The 19,857-nt window shown below is 26.1% G+C and carries 13 protein-coding genes; 11 read left to right on the top strand and 2 right to left on the bottom strand.

The genetic code is table 4. The features are described 5' to 3' along the window. Nucleotides 1-28 precede the first annotated feature (28 nt). Nucleotides 29-1,147 (bottom strand): hypothetical protein, encoded by a 1,119-nt coding sequence (locus tag ACR82Z_RS01690; RefSeq protein ID WP_435130354.1) that lies wholly within the window; start codon nucleotides 1,145-1,147, stop codon nucleotides 29-31. Continuing rightward, nucleotides 1,132-1,962 (bottom strand): hypothetical protein, encoded by an 831-nt coding sequence (locus ACR82Z_RS01685; RefSeq protein WP_435130352.1) that lies wholly within the window; start codon nucleotides 1,960-1,962, stop codon nucleotides 1,132-1,134. The genes ACR82Z_RS01690 and ACR82Z_RS01685 overlap by 16 nt, the downstream gene beginning before the upstream one ends. A gap of 158 nt (nucleotides 1,963-2,120) precedes the next feature. Here ACR82Z_RS01685 and ACR82Z_RS01680 point away from each other — a divergent pair, with 158 nt between their 5' ends. The 11 genes from ACR82Z_RS01680 (at nucleotide 2,121) to ACR82Z_RS01630 (ending at nucleotide 19,783) form a co-directional block, all read left to right on the top strand. After that, nucleotides 2,121-2,639 (top strand): dUTP diphosphatase, encoded by a 519-nt coding sequence (locus ACR82Z_RS01680; RefSeq protein ID WP_435130350.1) that lies wholly within the window; start codon nucleotides 2,121-2,123, stop codon nucleotides 2,637-2,639. Between the two features lie 62 nt (nucleotides 2,640-2,701). Then, complete coding sequence (locus ACR82Z_RS01675; protein WP_435130348.1) at nucleotides 2,702-3,889, top strand: acetate/propionate family kinase; 1,188 nt, start codon at nucleotides 2,702-2,704, stop codon at nucleotides 3,887-3,889. Continuing rightward, nucleotides 3,864-4,295, top strand: a complete 432-nt coding sequence (gene coaD, locus ACR82Z_RS01670; RefSeq protein ID WP_435130346.1) for a pantetheine-phosphate adenylyltransferase — start codon at nucleotides 3,864-3,866, stop codon at nucleotides 4,293-4,295. Before ACR82Z_RS01675 ends, coaD begins: the two co-directional genes overlap by 26 nt. Then, nucleotides 4,288-4,863 carry a ribosome biogenesis GTP-binding protein YihA/YsxC gene (gene yihA / locus ACR82Z_RS01665; protein ID WP_435130344.1) on the top strand — a complete coding sequence of 192 codons (576 nt, stop codon included), beginning with the start codon at nucleotides 4,288-4,290 and terminating at the stop codon, nucleotides 4,861-4,863. Before coaD ends, yihA begins: the two co-directional genes overlap by 8 nt. Beyond that, complete coding sequence (locus tag ACR82Z_RS01660; RefSeq protein ID WP_435130342.1) at nucleotides 4,863-5,798, top strand: MAG1430 family protein; 936 nt, start codon at nucleotides 4,863-4,865, stop codon at nucleotides 5,796-5,798. Before yihA ends, ACR82Z_RS01660 begins: the two co-directional genes overlap by 1 nt. Before the next feature lie 174 nt (nucleotides 5,799-5,972). After that, nucleotides 5,973-11,264, top strand: coding sequence for an MGA_1079 family surface serine endopeptidase (locus ACR82Z_RS01655; RefSeq protein WP_435130339.1), 5,292 nt, complete (start codon nucleotides 5,973-5,975; stop codon nucleotides 11,262-11,264). A 90-nt stretch (nucleotides 11,265-11,354) separates the two neighbouring features. Further along, entirely contained in the window at nucleotides 11,355-12,125 is a 771-nt protein-coding gene (locus ACR82Z_RS01650; protein WP_435130336.1) for a hypothetical protein, read from the top strand. Between the two features lie 62 nt (nucleotides 12,126-12,187). Beyond that, the gene (locus ACR82Z_RS01645) at nucleotides 12,188-12,346 is read left to right on the top strand and encodes a hypothetical protein (RefSeq protein ID WP_435130333.1); all 159 of its coding nucleotides are present in this window, start codon (nucleotides 12,188-12,190) and stop codon (nucleotides 12,344-12,346) included. 233 nt (nucleotides 12,347-12,579) lie between these two features. Beyond that, nucleotides 12,580-15,213 carry a type I restriction-modification system subunit M gene (locus ACR82Z_RS01640; RefSeq protein WP_435130330.1) on the top strand — a complete coding sequence of 878 codons (2,634 nt, stop codon included), beginning with the start codon at nucleotides 12,580-12,582 and terminating at the stop codon, nucleotides 15,211-15,213. Then, on the top strand, nucleotides 15,213-16,361 hold the full coding sequence (locus tag ACR82Z_RS01635; protein WP_435130327.1) for a restriction endonuclease subunit S: 1,149 nt from the start codon (nucleotides 15,213-15,215) through the stop codon (nucleotides 16,359-16,361). Before ACR82Z_RS01640 ends, ACR82Z_RS01635 begins: the two co-directional genes overlap by 1 nt. After that, nucleotides 16,361-19,783: a DEAD/DEAH box helicase family protein gene (locus ACR82Z_RS01630; RefSeq protein ID WP_435130324.1), complete on the top strand. Its 3,423-nt coding sequence runs from the start codon at nucleotides 16,361-16,363 to the stop codon at nucleotides 19,781-19,783. The genes ACR82Z_RS01635 and ACR82Z_RS01630 overlap by 1 nt, the downstream gene beginning before the upstream one ends. Nucleotides 19,784-19,857 lie beyond the last annotated feature (74 nt).

Here is a 19,857-nt window from a genome sequence, read left to right as displayed (position 1 = left end):
TTATAGTGTCTTTTTATAGATAAATAAGTTATGTGTCTATTTTAACTAGATATTTCTTATGTCTAAATTGTATTTGTTTTACCTTCTTTAATATTTCTCCATCTTTGATCTGTAAGAAAAAATTATTTAGGATTATTTCTTGTGTATCCTTTATATCCGAATAACTATTTTCTCTTACAATCTTTAACATAGCCTTTACATTTATATCATTATGCAAATAATAAAGAATACTTCATAAATCCCATGTAACAACTTCTTCATCAGATAAATTTATTTTTATTTCTTTAAATGCTTCTTTATAGAAATTCAATTGCCCATAATCATATAAAATATGCTCAAAATTGCTTTCTATTAAATTTTTTAGTATTACATCTAAATAAATAGAAACTAACTTTGCATTAGTTGTTATAAATCAAGTTTTATCAATCTGTTGCATTATATTAAGATAATAATTAAAATCTTTATTATTAATATTTTTTATCATATTAAAGATGCTATCCATTAAATAAAATTCACATGATATTCTATAAACATTTTTCTTGTAAATATAGTTTTTAAATAATATCTCTTTATTTATAGTTATTTTAATTTTGTTTTGATTAAGCTGATAAATTATTTTTGGTCTTAATACATCATTTATGTTAATATCATTGACTTTTGAATCTGTTTTATAAAAAATTAAATTATTTTTATTTATTTGTATATTTAATATTTGTAATCCCGAAACTTCTTCAGAAACCAAACCATATTTATTTAGTATTCTTGCAACTTTTAAAATTATTTTTTGTTTTTCATCAATTAGTAATTTTTTAAAAGTCCCAAATTTTAATCTAAGAATCATATAAACTTGCAATGCGTAAGAAGCATACAGCCTTAGATTATGTCTATACATATAAATAAATAAAAATTTAGATAAAAATCTTGCTAATAAATATAGAAAAATTATTGAGATTCCTAACATAACTCAACCGACACCATAAAAAATATCTAAATATATAAATAATCCAACATTAACTAATGATGCTATATATAAAAGAGATAAGATTATCAAAACTATATAATAAAACATATAAGAGTGTACATCATACCTTATCTTAAATTTATAAAGTATTGTATTTTTATTAGAGGATGCTATGAATTTATTCATTTAGTTTCTGCTTCACTTCAATATCTATTTGCTAACACAGATAATCTATATGCTTCATTATGATATATTAAATAAGAAATTGAAATTTTATAAATTCAGTGAACCTCAGATGATTTATTATACAATTTCATTAATGCATCAGAAATTAAATTCATTGGTGCTCTTTTTTGAAACATTTGATCAATGACTTCTGCATATGCTTTTACACTTTCGCTAGGTATTTTTATTTGTGAAATTTCTTTTATCACCTGCGATAATGCATAAGTGAATTTTACTGGCGCAGCTAATTGCGATGGCAAACTATCGGAAGCTTCTATAAATGCATCAAATGAATCGGATGCTCTATTTAAATTTTCTGAAATAAATGCAGCAACCTTGCTTATAATATTTTGCATAAAATTTCTATATGAAATAACATTATAAACATATGAACGAAATGATGAATATAGACTCTTTCATTGATATTCACTTATATAACTATTAATAATAAATTTATTTTTATATTCATTCGAAATATTATAAGTTCTATTATAAAACCCTTGTAAATTTACTCAATCAATTGATCTTTCATTATTTGTATATCTTTTAGATTCTATAATTTCACGTACAGTTTTTAACGGGTTTGTCTGTTTTTGTTTAGCTATCTTAAAAAGACCTTCTAAGATGTCTTCTACTTCTGAATCATTATATTGCTTTCCAAAATCTTTTTCTTTATTTTTTAATATTGCTTCAGTAATTCTTAATTTAATATTTTCTTCATCAGATGTTTGCATCTTTGCATTATTAATTTTTTCTTGTAATGGATAAACAATCATTTTCTCTCCTTTTTATATATATTTATTATATAAAAAATCTTTTAATATTTTGAAAATAAATTTAAAAACAAATATTAAATCATTTTAATTATGAAAATAATATGAGAAACAAAAAAATGATTAATAAACAAAAATAAAAATTGTATTAAAATATATTTATGGATTTATCATTATTATTTCAATTACAAAAGAAACTGGATCAAAAAATAGAGCAAAAGCAACAACTTAACCATCCTGAACTCACTAAATCTGATGTTTTAACCCAAAAAACCTTAGCTTTAATGATTGAAGCAGGTGAATTTGTAAACGAAGTACAAAGTTTCAAATATTGGAAAATTAACAAAAATGTTAATTTAAGAAATGTTACTGAAGAATTTGCGGACTTATTACACTTTTTAATCAACCTTGCTTATGCTTATGATGTAAATCCATTTATAAAACCGAGACAAATTTCAGATGATATCAATCAACAGTTTCAACAACTTTTTATAGGCATTGGTAAAATTATGCAAATGGCCAATAATGCTGATATACAGAGTTTGAAGACTCAAATCACAAAGGTTTTTGAAATTGCATTAGGGAGTTTTGTAATGCTTGGTTTTACATATGGACAAATGATTCAGGCATATTTTTATAAAAATCAGAAGAATTTTAAACGCTTATATAGCAATTATTAATTTAAATAATAATGATTATTACCAATATTTTTGGTAAAATATAAAAATAATTAGGAGATATAATGAAAAAGATTTTAGTTATTAATGCAGGTAGTAGTTCAATTAAACTAAGCCTTTTTGATAAGGATACTTTAAAGTTAATCGCTAGTGGGCTTGCTGAACGAATCACCTTACCTAAAGGTAATATAACCATCAAATTTAATGGACAAAAACACGAAATAGATGTTGTGATGCCAAATCATGAAGTTGCAGTTGAAGAAGTATATAAATTAATGCAACAAATCAAATTAATTGAAGATAAAGCAGAAATTGAATTTATCGGATTTAGAGTAGTACATGGTGGAGATTATTTTGCTTCTACAACCAAAATTACACAAAAAGAAATTGATTTAATTTCAGAATGTGCAATTTATGCACCATTACATAATCCTGGCGCTGTGCAAGCTATGCTAGGTTTTAAGAAGGTTTTTCCAGATGCTAAATTAAGTGCAGATTTTGATACAGCATTTCACCAAAGCATTGAAAAAGTTAATTATACATATGCTATACCACATGATTTAGCAAGCAAATTTAATATCAAAAAATATGGTATGCATGGTATTTCCCATCAATTTATTACTGAAAAACTTGCTGAAATTCTAGGACAAAACACTGTTTCTTTTGTTAATTTACACCTTGGAAATGGAGCAAGTTTAGCTGCAGTTAAAGATTCGAAATCAATTGATACTTCAATGGGACTTACTCCATTAGCAGGAATTATGATGGGAACTCGTAGTGGTGATATCGATCCATCTATTCACCAATTTGTCCTTAAGCAAACTCAAATGGATATTAATGCATTCACTGATTTATTGAACAAAAAAAGTGGTTTATTAGGTGTATCAGGTGTTTCATCTGATATGCGCGATGTTCGTAATGCAGCAGATTCAAATCCACAAGCAAGATTTGCTCTTGATTTATATGCTCAAAAAATTGCGGATTACACTGCTATTTATGCAAATAAGATTGGTTATCACCTTGATGCACTAGTATTTACAGCAGGAGTTGGTGAAAACTCAGCAGCAACTCGACAAGATATAGTTGATAGACTTTTCTTTAAGAAGATTAAGTTAGATAAAACATTAAATGAAGGTCCAATCGGTGATTATCAATTAATTTCTACACCTGATTCAGAAGTTAAAGTTTATGTAATTAGAACAAACGAAGAATTGGTAATTGCACGTAATGCCAAAGCAATCTATAAAAATTAATTCAGCATTGTATGCTGGATCTTTTAACCCTATACACAAAGGACATTTAGATATAATTCGTAAAGCAGCAGATCTATTTGACTATGTTTATGTTGTAGTGAGTCAAAACCCAGATAAACCTAGTAACGATTTTAAAACTAATACTGCTATTTTGAAAGAAAAAACTAAATTTCTTGATAATGTTAAAGTTTTAGAAAATCAAAATATGCTTACTGCTGAATTTGCAAAACAACTTAATGTTAAATACCTGGTTCGCTCAGCACGTAATCAAACTGATTATGCATACGAAATTGATTTAGCTTCTGGAAACAAACTACTTAATTCTCAATTAGAAACCATATTAATTATCCCTGATGAAGACTACTTAGAATACTCATCTGCATTAGAAAGAGCAAAAAATGTTTAAATTTATCAAATCGGCTACTAATAAAAGCAACTGATATGAGCATTCAAATTATGAAATCGCATTCTGAGGACGGTCTAATGTTGGTAAAAGTAGTTTAATTAATGCACTAGTTAATAATAAAAAATTAGCAAGGGTCTCTAAAACACCAGGACGAACACAATTACTTAACTTCTTTGAAAACAATAAAGGTGCTGTTTTTGTAGATTTACCTGGTTATGGTTATGCAAAGGTTTCAAAAACTCAACAAGCACAAATGATGCAAATGATCGAAGATTATTTAATTAATCGTAAAAATTTAAGATGTGTATATTTATTAATCGACAGTCGTCACTCTATGACACAAAATGATAAAAATGTGGTAGAATTTTTATATTCAATTAACTTACCTTTTATACCTGTATATACCAAAGCAGATAAGCTGAATCAAAAGGGAAAAAGTAAGTTATTAAAGAACATCAAAAGCCAAATGCAGCAATATAATTTTAATAAATATTACATTGTTTCTTCAGAAAATAATTATGGGATTGATAATTTATTATTAAGTATTAATGAAACATTGGAGGTTTAATGAAAAAAGTTAAGATTCTACTTCTTTCTTGTTTAGGTGTTGTTTCGACCACTGCTTTTGTAGCAGGTATTACAGTTGCAAGTTTAAATAAAAATAAGGATACATCATCATCTGATGTTATTAAAGATGCAACAATTAGCAATAATGTTAAATATAAAAATTATGCAAGTTGAGATTTTGGATTTAAACCAGGTAAAGAACTAGAAAAGAAAATGTCATCTGAATTAGCAAGCAAATATGCTACAAATCCTTTGTATCGCACAGGAACAACTGTGATAGATAACAATTACTGATCAGATCAATTACTACCTAAAACAACTTTAGATCAAAAACAACTTAATACATTAGATTTTTATGCATTAAACCATTCAAATGTTCCATTAAATGTTTTTTTAGATATCAAAAATACCAGTGATGGCAAAAGAGAATCAAACAGTGAAAGTGAAGGTTATAACTTAAATTTTTATTCCTTTGCAAATGACAAGGATGGAATTTTATATTTACAAATTACCTTTATCCCAAATGCTAAAAATAAAGATCCAAAAACATATAGAACACTTTATCAAATTAAAGGTTTTAAACAAATACAACTTACTGATATTGATCAACTGATGTATTTAACTCCATTCCTTAACAAAGATTCTGATATCTATAAAAACGCTAAAACTCCAGAAGATATAAAGCAAAAATACGAAGCAGATAAAGATGATTTAACCAAGAAAACTAATTTCATTAATTCGCTGCTTAATATAAATAAAAATAAACTTGAAATTGATTATCAAAAGACAACTCTAGATTTTGATAAGGATAAGTTAAATATTAAATTTATAACACATCCTATTATCAATTGAGCAAAAGTTAATAAATTAGATGATTCACAAGTTTATGATCAAATTTCTAAAGAAATTGATGTTCAAATTTCCCTTGAAAAATAAACCTTTATGAGGTTTATTTTTCATTATAAAAACTTTTTCATTTTTCATATCAAGACATTATATTGATGCTTATGTAATCATGAAAATCTTAAAAAAATCTACTTTTTACATAGATTTTAGATTAAATTTTATAAAATATTAATACACACATTTGAAAATTTAAAAAAGGAGTATATGAAATTCAAAAAATGATTCACTACCATGTTACTTTCAACTGTAACATTAACCACTGTTTCTTGCGGACAATTTAAAGAAAGTTTAAAAACTAACACCCCAAATGATCCTGAGGACCCGAATACAACAGATGATACAACCCCTGAACAACCTAACAAAGATTTACAAATACAAAATTTTATCAACATAAATCTTAATAACATTAAAAGCAATTCATATAATAAATTAATGTCAAATGTTAGGAATTGACTAATCAATCAAGATCTTAGTGATGAAGAAGTTGTGTCAAAATCTAAATTATTAAATAACCTTGTCTTACAATTAAATGAATTCGATTCTAATAAACAAAATTACGAAGAATGAGCATCGCTATTGACAGAAACCAAATCATTTTTAAATAATGGTTTTAGTGATATTGATTTATTTTTGAATCAGTTAAAACAAAAAATTAATAACATCCAAAATATAGTTTTAGATGATAAAGGTCCTGAATATAGAAGTAATATTAAGGATATTTTTGAAAATAATTCATCTATGTTGAATCAAGTTAATCCAATTTTCGATAAACTTAAATTATTTTTGTTAAACAAAAATAATTATGTACCACATTTAAATTCAATAAACCATAATTTTTATGATAATCTACGATATATAACTCAATTATACAATCAAATAATTACACAAACATATGAAAACACTGCAAATGCTATATATTCTTTTGATAACGAACTTGAAAGTGAAATAAAGTCGCTAGATAAATATTTAAATCAAGGTGAATTTGAGAACTTTTTTGATCTAAAAACAACTGATAATTTATTGGAAAAAATCAAAAGTATCCGTAAATTACAAACAGGAAAAGTGGAGTTTTTCAGTTTACAAGAAAATTCATATAAATCCTACCTTCATAAGGTTAATGCATTGAATGATTCAGATGAAGTAATTAATTCTAGTGTTTTTGAATTCTTTTATAACAATAGATATACATTCTACATAAAATTTAGAAATGATCCAAATAATGAATTTTTAACTGAAGCAAAAACCCTTAATGATAAAATTAATTTTATAAAAACCATGCAAGATCAATATTTTAAAAATTCACAAATCACTTTGTTACAAAAAATCAACGATGACATCGATTTGTTCATAACGTCTATACCTGGATACAATGAATTTGAAAAATTAGACAATGATTTAGATGCTCAAACTGATAAATTAAAAAAATATATAACAGATAAAGATTTGATTCCAAGTGAATTAAAAGACAGAATAAAAGAATTAAAAGAAAAAATTACAAATGATAAGTATATTGATGATTTTCAAAGAGATGAATTATTAAATGAGTTATCACAAGTGATAACACTGAATCAATTCACAAAAGTATGAAATCAAATAAAACAAAGTGACAAAAACATAGAAAATGATAAAAAGGCATTACTATCACAAATATCAAAAATTCAAGCACCACAGAGTTTTTATAACTATAATGCTACTAAAATATATTTTTTATCAGATGCAACTTCTTATGATAATTATAAAAATAATTTATGAAATTTTATAACATCATTTAATAGTGCAAAAGATGCATATCAAGCATATAAGAATAAACGAGATAAAAAACAAATAGATACCAATGCTTTATGGGATTTTTTACACTCAGATATTACTTTAAATGCTAATAAAATTTATAATTTTATAACAGATAAATTTCAGGATTTTGACTATACAAATATACAAGAATCTATTAATACCCTCAATAAATTTAAACAACTAATTGATCAAACTTTAAGGACAGCAGGTGTTTTTAATCAAAATGACTTTGATTCTAAATTAAATACACAAGCGCAAGAAAACAATCACATAGAACTTTCTGATGATGCAAAAAGATATGAATTAAATAATTATCTATATTCAGCATCTATAAATAAAAATAATGCAAAATTTTATTTAAATAACTTTAACACAGAGTTTTTAGCTTATCAACCAGAAAGTTTTGAACTTAAAAACAATGATAAGAATACTTTGATTATTCATTTAAAGGCATTCTTAAAAAATGATCCAAGTTTCTTTACAACCATTGATAAAGAAATAACATTTAGCAAAGATGTGAACCCGATTATTAATGAAATTACTTTAAATAATTTGGATCAATTCTACCAAGTTGATTATTTCAATCTTAAAAAACTTACACTTCAACAATGACAAAACTTATCATTGCAAGATAAAAAAAAGTATTTTAAACCGAAAACAAGTGGTGTTGGCAAATTCTTTAAATTTGATATTAGTCAATTTATAAAATACGAAAATTCTAAGTTATATTTTAAATTCGATGTGCTTTTTGATAGACAAATTATCAAAACTTCAGAATTATCAACTGATTCTACAATTCTTTTTTCTCAAAATCCAAGTAATTCTGATGCAATAGATTTACAGGCTATGCTGGATTTATTAAACAAAAAAGATGGAAATGTAACTTTTTATAACTTACTTAAAATAAAAGACGGAAGAAATTGAGGACACTCTCAGTATTTAGCATCAGAAGCTAAAAAAGCATTTGACGAATCATATGATTTACCAAAATTCGGTAGATACCAAATGATAGTAAAAAGTTCAAAGGTTAAAAACCTACGAAAAGGTGAAGCATTATTACAATTTTCTTATAGTATCGATGGTGTTGAAGCAAATGTATCAAACGAGCAACTAAAAAATTGAGAAAGAGAATTTCCTTATTTCAAATTGCTTGATTTTGAAGATATTCTACCCAAATCAGGTAATAATATGACAGATTCAGATTTTACAGGATACACTTCAATTGATGCTAACCATCAAGCAATAATTGATAAGTTAAATGAAACTAATTTTAGCATTCGTAAAAATGATGGAAAACATACCAATGGTCCGAAATTTAATCTTTTTGATGCTAAGGATTTTATTGCTGCAAATGTTTTCAAAAAGTCTAATTATTTCATCAATATTTCAAATGGGGTAGATAACAAAGCAACTAACTTAGATGATCAACTTTATGTTCCTTATCAAACTAATATAAATCCAACTGATAATCCTGTCAATCCACTTGATAATGAGCAACGAAAAACATTAATATTAAACTACTTTATCTACTTTTACGATTTCAAATTAGAAGGAAAACGTGGTTTGAAATTTAAGCTCGGATTCATCAATAAATTTGATTCAAATAAAAGATATTCTAATTTTAAAGAATATCATCTTATTAATCTTGTTAACGATTATAAACAAGTTCATTATCCAAATATTATTTTAAACAACATCCAACATAGCAACTTACAAATAAACCAGAAAGAAATAGCTAAAAATTCAGCAAAATACTTTGCTAATCATCTTGATCAACTAAATGAATATATAAAAGTTACATCAAACAGAGATGATCATAACTTTTTATATAATAATTATCTTTTCCCAGAAAATCAATATAAAATTGTTGCTATCGGAGGATATAAAAATGATACTGCATATATAAAACTAGGTTATACCAATATCGATAATCAACTAGTTACAGCAAATGTATGATATAAAATAACAGGATTTAAAAATACATCGGATGTTGAATCGCTTGATAAATTAACTTTTGGTTCTGATAAATTACAAGAAATTTATCATCAACCAAACCAAATAGAAAGAACAAGAGTAATTGAGCCATATTGACAGGATGCGATTTGAAACTATGATGCTAACTCCAAAATTGCAGGCTGAATCTTAAAACGTAAATATCTAGAAAAAACCTTATTGAACCCTCAGAATAAAAATAATCAAGTTTTAACTCATATATATGGTGGTATTTTGGCCAAAAATACTTCTATAAGTGGTTTTGATATAAATTTTGATTTAAATAAATTAATCGATGCAAAACGATTAAATTTTAGATATGATTTTAATCATTCTGAATATACAGTAAAAATTAATGTTCAAGTGCATTGAGATGCAAAACAAGGTGTTATTTATCAAATTTGAACTGATAATAATACAGATATTGTAGTCGATCAAAACAGAGATATAAAATTTGATGAGAACAGTAATTTTAATCCGAAACAACCATTTATTATAAATAACTATGGAGCAAGAGTTAAAATCAAATATACATCTGATTCAGCATCGGAAGACTTTGAACAAATAACAAACGAATTTGATTATACTAATACCGAGCTTTCTTCATACTCTACCCCATTAGTTATATATACTAAACCGCAATATCTATTTGATACAGATACATACAATCCCAACATCAATGTAGTATATAAGCTTCATGATGGATACAAAATGAATTTTGATTACATTAGAACCAAAAAATATATTAATAATCCTCTTATTAATAATACAATTTTTAGATCATTTTTATATACAGCAAACGGTGCTAAACATATCGGAAGTGCATCAATGTTAGCAAAAGTTAACGATGATCCTAATGATGGTAGATTTTACTTTGCCACCAACTGACATGTTGAAAGAGTAAATAATTTTGCTGAATTCAGTGGTGAAAACTTACCAAGACGAATTAACTCACCATATTTGATTATTCCAATATGACAACCTGTTCCAGGTTGACAAAACGGATACCGTTCTGGACAATTTGATAACTACTCAAATGTTACTGTTGGGTATCGATACTCAAGAAATACTCCAAATTACTCAGTAGGTAGTCAACCAATAGATTTTATTTGATCAGGTGTAAATCAGATCCAAAATGATGGAAAACAAAAACCTGGTGATTTCTTCGATGAATCAATTATGATTTTAGATATCAATCCTATTATCCAGCAAGCTCGCAGATTAGGACAAATTGATAAAGTAATTTTCTTTGAAAAATGATTCAAAATACCGAGTGCAAAATTTGATTTTAAATGACAATATACCATTCCGCCATATGATATGCAATTTGATACAGCGATGATGGGATGACCTGGACAAAAGGAATTTGGTTACCTAATGCATCGCATCACACGTTCAACAGATACTAACCAATTCGATGTAGCAATGCAAACTAATTTCTTGCCTTTACTTTCCGAATCAGGACACTCCGGTGCTGGAAACTACTTAGCAGGCGATATTATGATGGGATTGTTAAATGCTGGAGGTGGTTTTGATTTTACACGTCATCAATATTTGGATGCATATAATCTTAATTATATGGGTATTAACTGAGATGGACAAAATCCACTTACTCTACCTAATACACATTCATTTGCTTCACAGATATTTAGACTAAATGCTATTAATCCTGATAAGTATGCAATACCTTGATTTTTAAAGGAGATAAAATAATTGTTATAATAGTTTGTTATAACCTAGAAGAATACCAAAAAAATAACTAAATAAGTAAAAACAGTTAGTTAAAAAATATATAATAAAGTTATGAATGAATTAGAAATTTATATAACTAAAAAAGAAGAAGAAAATTTTAATAAATTTTTGGATAAATACTTAAGTTCATCTGTGTTTAAATTAAATGATGAATATTATTTTAAACAAAAATATAAAGCAAAAGTAAATAAATGCTCAATATCTTATAATAAAATTGACTTCTCTGATACGAATGATTTTGAGTTACTTCATCAATTAATAACCGAGACGGTTATCAATACTTTCGAACTTCTTCAAAATAATTGATCTGAAGAAGTAGAAGATTTTAAATATATTAATGCAGATGATACACATATTTATTACTTACTACGTCATTGTGAATATGGTATAAATGATATATTTGACTTTTTTTCTAAATTATTTATTTCCTTATTAGAATGTCACAAACTTATTAACGGTAACAAAAGATTTGCATATTTCTTTTTGATAAACTTAGTCCGTTTTTGTGGTTTTTACTTCAAATTAAGCACATCAAAGAAAATTAATATCTATAAATTAAAAAATGAAAGAGTAGTTTATTGCTTCGTATATAAACTTCAAAACAGAAATTATGAAGATGTTATAAATGATTATAAGAATCTAAATAACAGTATAACAGATTTAACTAATGCAGATTATTTGAAAAAGTGCATTGAAGAAATACGATTGAAATATGAAAATTTACCAGTAAAAGAAAGACAAGAAAGGACGAAAACAGAAATACGTAATTGAATAAAGAAGAACATTGTAATTTCAAATAATACTGAGATTATTACAAAATAAATAAAATTAAGAATAATTCTGAAAATTAATGTAAATTAATGTAAAATATATATAAATTTTAAATGGAGAGATTTATGATTATCAATAAAGGTAAACTCACTATAGAAGATATTAAAAAAAGAGCAAAATACTTAAGAGATTATCCAACAGATCAATGACTTAAAGACATAGGACAATGAGAAGAAGTGGATAGAATAATGAAAATGCTCGCTAAAATGTAACCTGTTCTGTGCATTGAACAGGTTTATTTTTAAACAAAATCTAAAATGTTTCACAGCATTTTAATTCAAAATCAAATGACACAAAAAACTAAGGGTTGAACTTCACAATTTAATTATAGTCATATGCTTTCTTTAGAAACTTAATAACGATAAATAAAAACCAAGAAATAATAAGTCTTTTGTTTTTATTTTATATAATTATATTATTAACTTATCAGAAATTAAGGAGCAAAATGTCAAATAAATATTTTAAAACTTTAACCAAACAAGAACTAGCAAATAAAATATGAAATGCATCAAATGAGTTAAGAAAAAACCTTGAAGCATATAAATACAAGGACTTTATCTTATCATTTTTATTTTACAGTTTCCTTTCACAAAAACAAATTGATTATATGTTAAATGATTTAGATTTATCTATTGAAGAAATCTCAAAATTACAGTCAAATTATAACTTATTAGGATTATCTAATGAGGAAATCGATGAAATCGAAACACAAATCGATGAAATAAAATGAAATTTAGGTTACTTTATTTTTTATAACGACTTATATCAAGTATGAACCACCAATAAATATGGTCAACAAATCGACTTTAGCATCAATAATATGGAAGATGCTTTCAATAGATTTAACAAAAATATTTATCAAGATTATAAATATCAAAATCTATTTAGAGATATTATCATTACAACACCTGAGGATTTAAATAATCTTGGAAGTAACAAACAAGAACAAACCAAAAATGCTAAAAAGTTAATGGAACAAATGAATGAAATCCCGGTAACAAAACAAAACTATGATGTTTTAGGTTATGTATATGAGTTTTTAATCGGTAAATTCGCTTCAACTGCCGGAAAGAAGGGGGGGGAGTTTTATACACCACATGAAGTTTCAATTTTAATGTCGGATATAATTTCATATAACTTTAAAGATCGCGACAGAATTAGTATATATGATCCTACATCTGGATCTGGTTCGCTGCTTTTAAACATCGGAGAAGCATTTAAAAAGTATGGTAAAGATGAAAATTCTGTAACATATTATGCTCAGGAAATTACCAAAGCGACTTTTAACCTAACTCGGATGAATTTAATAATGAAGAACATTAATTCAGCTGATATTAATGTTCGTAACGGTGATACACTCGAAGAAGATTGACCTACTATTGAAAATGGTGGAAATATTATTTCTGTAGATGCAGTTGTATCAAATCCACCTTACTCACAACACTGGCGTCCAGAAGGAAAAGAAAACGATCCTCGTTATAATGAATACGGTTTAGCACCTAAATCCAAAGCAGATTATGCTTTCTTATTACACGAACTTTATCACCTTGCTACCAATGGGGTTATGGCTATCGTATTACCTCATGGAGTATTATTTAGAGGCGGTAGTGAAAAAGAAATCCGCAGAAAATTAATTGAAAATCAAAAAATTGAAACTATTATAGGGTTACCTGCTAACATCTTTTTCGGAACCGGTATTGCTACCATCATAATGATTTTAAAGAAAAACAAATCAGATTCCAGCATCCAATTCATCGATGCGTCCAAATTATTTATCAAAGATGGTAAAAATAACAAACTTGAAAGCTCACATATTAAAAAGATTACCGATGCATATAAAGCCAAAACAGATATTGCTAACTTTTCAAGGGTTGTTTCTTTACAAGAAATCAAGGATAATGACTTTAATTTAAATATATCAAGATATATAGATAACTTTGAAAAAGAAGATACCTACGATTTATATGCTTCAATGTTTGGTGGAATTCCATTAACAGAATTAAAACAACTAAATGATTATTGAAATACTTTTGATTCTCTCTTTGATCAATTAACTACCAAAGTAAATGATGCATATTATAACTTAATACCAAAAGAAAAGATTTCTGAAGCCACCAAAGATAATTTAGATGTTAAAAATTACCAAGCACACTTTAAGCAAATTGTTACTGATTTTAAAGATCTTACAAATTCATTTGCTACATCAGTAGATAACATCAAAAAAATCAAAGATATTTATTTAGATAATGCTATTTCAAATTATGTATTTGAAAAACTTAATGATATTCCATTATTAGACAAATATGAATTATTCCAAATCTTACTAGATTATGTACATAAAAATATCAAACCTACTATTGATATAATCAATGAATATGTTGATGCTGATTTTAAAGTCTTAATTGAAGAAACTACTGAGATTGAAACAACTAAGAATGAAAAGATTTCAAAATTAGAAAGTCATTTGATTAATATCGATGTTATTAGTGAAAATTATTTTGTCAACTTAAATAACAAAATAAAAGATCTAAATGAAAAAATTTCTAATTTAGATTCACAAATTTCTTCGATTTTAGAAACTATCGATGAAGAAGATAAAAACGATTCATTATTTGGTAAAACTGGTGATTTTAAATTCCCAGAAATTTCTAAATACCTTAAAAAAGCAGATAAAAATCAAGATGAAGAGTCATTTGAATATAAATTATTTAAAGCAGATGCTTTAAATAACCAAAAAGTTTCAATAAATAAACAACTTAAAGAACTACAACAACAACTTTTCTCTGCAGTTGCTAACTTCCTACAAAATATTAGTGAAGAACAATTTTTAGAACTTATTAAAATACAATGAAATAATGGTTTTGAAGATATCATCTTTGAAAAACATAATACTATTATTAATAACTTAATTTCTAAACTAGAAACACTTTCAGATAAATATTTTGATACTTTAAGTGATATTAATAACCAAATTGCTCAAAAAGAAAATGAACTTATTGAACTTCTTTCTGATCTTAAAGGTGAAGAATCAGATATGCAAGGTATTTCAGAATTAATTAAAATTCTAGGGAACAAATAATGTCAAAGAACATTCTTGTTCCTTCTTTACGATTCAAAGAATTTACTCACGCTTGAGAACAGGATCAAATTAAAGAACTCTTTAATATAACACGTGGTTATGTTTTAGCAACTAAGGATATTTTTCAAAGTCAAAATGGAGAAAATATATACCCAGTTTATTCATCGCAAACACTTAATAACGGACTACTCGGTTATTATAAAAAAATTTCTTTTGAAGATGCTATTACATGAACCACCGATGGAGCAAACGCAGGAACTGTAAATTATAGAGAGGGAAAATTTTATAGTATAAATAGTTTGTGGTGTTTTATTAGAGAAAAAAATATAAACCTAACTTATTTCTTGCTCACTCATTACAAAACGAGTCATTTAAATTTTGTAATGAGAGCAGGAAATCCAAAATTAATGAATAACACTGTTGCTGATATTACTATAAAGGTAACTTCAAGTGTCCTCGAACAACAAAAAATCTCCCATCTTTTCACTTCCCTAGACTCTATCCTTTCACTTCATCAGCGTAAGTATAATTTTTTAATGAACATTAAGTCAACTTTGCTATCAAAAATGTTCCCTGATCAAAACTCAAAATTTCCCAATATTCGCTTCTCAGAATTTACTCACGCTTGAGAACAGGATCAAATTAAAGAACTCTTTAATATAACACGTGGTTATGTTTTAGCAACTAAGGATATTTTTCAAAGTCAAAATGGAGAAAATATATACCCAGTTTATTCATCGCAAACACTTAATAACGGACTACTCGGTTATTATAAAAAATTTCTTTTGAAGATGCTATTACATGAACCACCGATGGAGCAAAACGCAGGAACTGTAAATTATAGAGAGGGAAAATTTTATAGTATAAATGTTTGTGGTGTTTTATTAGAGAAAAAATATAAACCTAACTTATTTCTTGCTCACTCATTACAAAACGAGTCATTTAAATTTGTAATGAGAGCAGGAAATCCAAAATTAATGAATAACACTGTTGCTGATATTACTATAAAGGTAACTTCAAGTGTCCTCGAACAACAAAAAATCTCCCATCTTTTCACTTCCCTAGACTCTATCCTTTCACTTCATCAGCGTCAGTTACAAATAATTAAAAACATTAAGAAAAAACTATTAGAAGGGATGTTTATATAATGGAAAAATTTAATAATGAATTTGAATTTGAAAAATCTTTAATACAAAAACTTAAGAACTACGGATGAAATAACGAAAAAATCCAAAACTCAAATATTAAGGATACCCTAGAAAATATTTCAACTAAAGACTTAGAAGAAAACTGAAGAAATATTTTATTCGAAATAAATAAAGCCACTCTTAAAAATGTTCCCTTAGATAATGATGAATTCGATGAATTAAAAAACATTATCTTTAAATCAAGTTATAAAATCAAAGACTTTTTTGCTTTTTTACAAGGTGAAACAGTATCAATAAAAAGAACCAATCCAGAACTTTCAGAAGAGGATAAAAAAGAATCAGTTCACCTTAAAATATTCAGTAATAAAGAAATAAGAGGTGGAGATACTATCTATCAAACTGCTAGACAAATTAATATCGAAGGTGTTAGAAAAAGAATTGATGTTTTATTATTAATAAACGGATTACCTTTATTTTGTCTTGAATTGAAGCAAATTGCATCAGGAATTCAAGATGCTAAACATCAACTTATTAATTACGGAAAAGCAGGAGTATTTAATACAGGTGTATTAAATTTTGTACAAGTTATTGTTGCAATGACTGAAAATAATATGGAGTATGCAGCAAGAGTTGATGATTTTTATGAATTCGATATTAATTCATTTAGATATTGAAAAAATCATAACAACCAAATTGTTCATCAACTAGATGAAATAATTAGTTTGTTTTTTAAAATACCAGAAGCACATAATCTTATTTCAAATGGAACAATTATTAAAGATAACAAGTTGTTTATAACTCGTAATTACCAATTTTATGCTATTCGTTCTATTTTGGATCAAATTGAAAAAATTAAGTCTACAAAAGATAATAAATGTGGATTTATTTGACACACAACCGGATCAGGAAAAACTTTAACCAGTTTTCAAACAGCAAGCGTGTTATTGAAGCGAAAAATTGTTTCAACTGCTATTTTTGTAGTTGATCGGATCGATTTACACAAACAGAGTTTCGATGAATTCTGAAAATTCAAAAAAAGCGACGAAGATAAAATCGACATAAAAAAGGCACTTAGCATTTCAGACTTAAGATCAAAACTTAAGAAGATTTCACAAAAAAGTAATATGTTCGCTACTATTATTATTACATCAATTCAAAAACTCTCAAAAATTACAAAAAACTATTTTTCAGATAAAGATAAAATTGCTTTAATCTTCGATGAAGCACATCGCAGTGTTTATGGAGAAATGATTGCAAAAATACAAGAAGTATTTACCAATGGAATCTTTATCGGTTTTACTGGAACACCGATTCAAGATGTAAATAAAAAAAATGATTTAACAACTGAACAGGTTTTTGGTAAACAACTACATCAATATACCATCAAAGATGGATTAGAAGATGGAAATGTATTAAGATTTTACAATCACTATATCGATTTTAAACAAAAATACTTACCTATGTTTTTCTATAACTGTGTTGTAGCTAATAAAAATAATCCAAATAAAAAATTCTCTGCTAATGAAATAGAATTATTAATTGAAAATAAAGAAATATCTGCAAAGGATGTGAAGATTTGAAATTTAATCAAACATAAAGGTAATCTGCAAAATAAAGAAGATACCCTAACAATTGAAGAATGATTAAAAGATAAAGGTTACTATGATAACAAATATTTTAAAATGTTAGTTGCTCATGATATACTAAAAAACTGAAACAGTACTAGTGGCAATCGTAAATACTCTGCTATTTTAGCTACCAAAAGCATTAAGGATGCTATTGAGTATTTTAATATTTTTCAAAAACTCAAGAAAAAATATGATAACTATGTTAAGGAATTTAAGGTAACAGCGCTTTTTGATCCCAATCTTGACTCATCTGAACAAGTATATGGACAAAATAATAACGAACTAATTAAAAAGTTTGCTATCAAATTTATCCAGGAACCTAAAAACTATATATATGAATTTAAAGAACTTATCAATACCGTTGCTAAAACAAAATATACAGATAAAGAATTAGAAAAGATGTATGATGAGTTAAATTCACAATACCAAGAAATCAATTGAAATGATCTTAAAGATATTACAGACTATATTAAAAACAAACTCAACTTTAATTCTGACAAAGAAAAAGCATTGAATGAAATTTATCAAAAGTTTGAACAAGATTATAAAAATAACAATCTTGTTCAAACTAGCAATTTAAAAGATAATTTTAAAATAGTTATTTCTGATATTTTCAAAAAAAGAGATTCTAATAAAAAAGTGATTTTGGATTTATTAATTGTAGTAAACCAAATGCTTACTGGTTATGATTCAAAATACATTAATACTGTTTTCTTTGATAAAATCCAAGAAAACGAACAACTTATTCAATCTATGTCACGAACAAACCGCTTAGATAATAATAATGATAAACCTTTTGGTTCTATATACTTCTACCGTCAACCTGAAATAATGAAAATTAATTTAGAAAATGCTCTTAAAATATATTCAGGTGTAAAAGAAGAAGATGTAAGTTATGATAAAGAGGATGTTTTATTAGAAGCAGTTAAAAAAGATTATGCACATATTTTTGGTATTTTTTCACAATGAAATGAACCTACCTTTGCACAAGTTCCATTTTTTGATCAAAAAAATCCTGATGAAACTTTAAGAACTCAATTGCGAAGTTTTATCAAACATTATGCACAATTGCGAAAAAACATTACTGCATTATCAATTTTAAGAGTTGATGTTTATGATAAACTCAAAGGTATAATCAACAAAAATAATATCGATAAATTATCATTAAGATTTAAAGAAATTGATCGTAGTGTGCTAAAAAGCACATCAATAAACAAAAATGAACCAGAAGATTTAACATTAAACGAATCCGATATAGAATGAGCATCAAATACTAACGTATATGAGCAAATTATAGATTGAAAGTATTTTGATAAATACTTCCTCAATCATAATTACAAAAAACAAAATGAATATGATAAATATCTAAAAAACGAAGAATCCAAATTTAACGAAGCACTGGCATATCTTGAATCAGAAACAAAAGAAATAATCTTAAAAATTAAAAACTTGTTTGATAACGGACTTCTTAATACAGAGATAATTAAATCACAAGGAACAGAAGGTCTTGCTAATTCAATTAAAAGCAAAGAAATTAGAGACAAAAAACAAGCATTCAAAGATACTTATCATATATCAAAAGATACTAAAATTGAAACTACCTTTGATGAATTATGAGATCTAGAAGAATCTAGATGAAGGGAAAATGATAGAGTGAATAAAATCTACGAACATATCAAAAAAATAGAGTCACCTGAATTTGAAAAATATATCAAAAGTAAGAAAGGTAACTTTAAGGTACACAATATACAATCACAGTTCCGTGAAGATTTAAAAAGCAAGAAAATTGATTAAAACACCAGATAAGGTGTTTTTTGTATGTTGCTTGTTTGTTGTTTCATTATTCAACTTGATTCTATGAACAAAGT

Origin of the sequence: Mycoplasma sp. 6243 (assembly GCF_051200785.1) — a bacterium.
In the GTDB taxonomy this organism is placed as follows: domain Bacteria; phylum Bacillota_I; class Bacilli_A; order Mycoplasmatales; family Metamycoplasmataceae; genus Mycoplasmopsis.
Note: the sequence above shows the minus strand (reverse complement) of the source record. Positions and strands in the feature narration are given on the sequence as shown.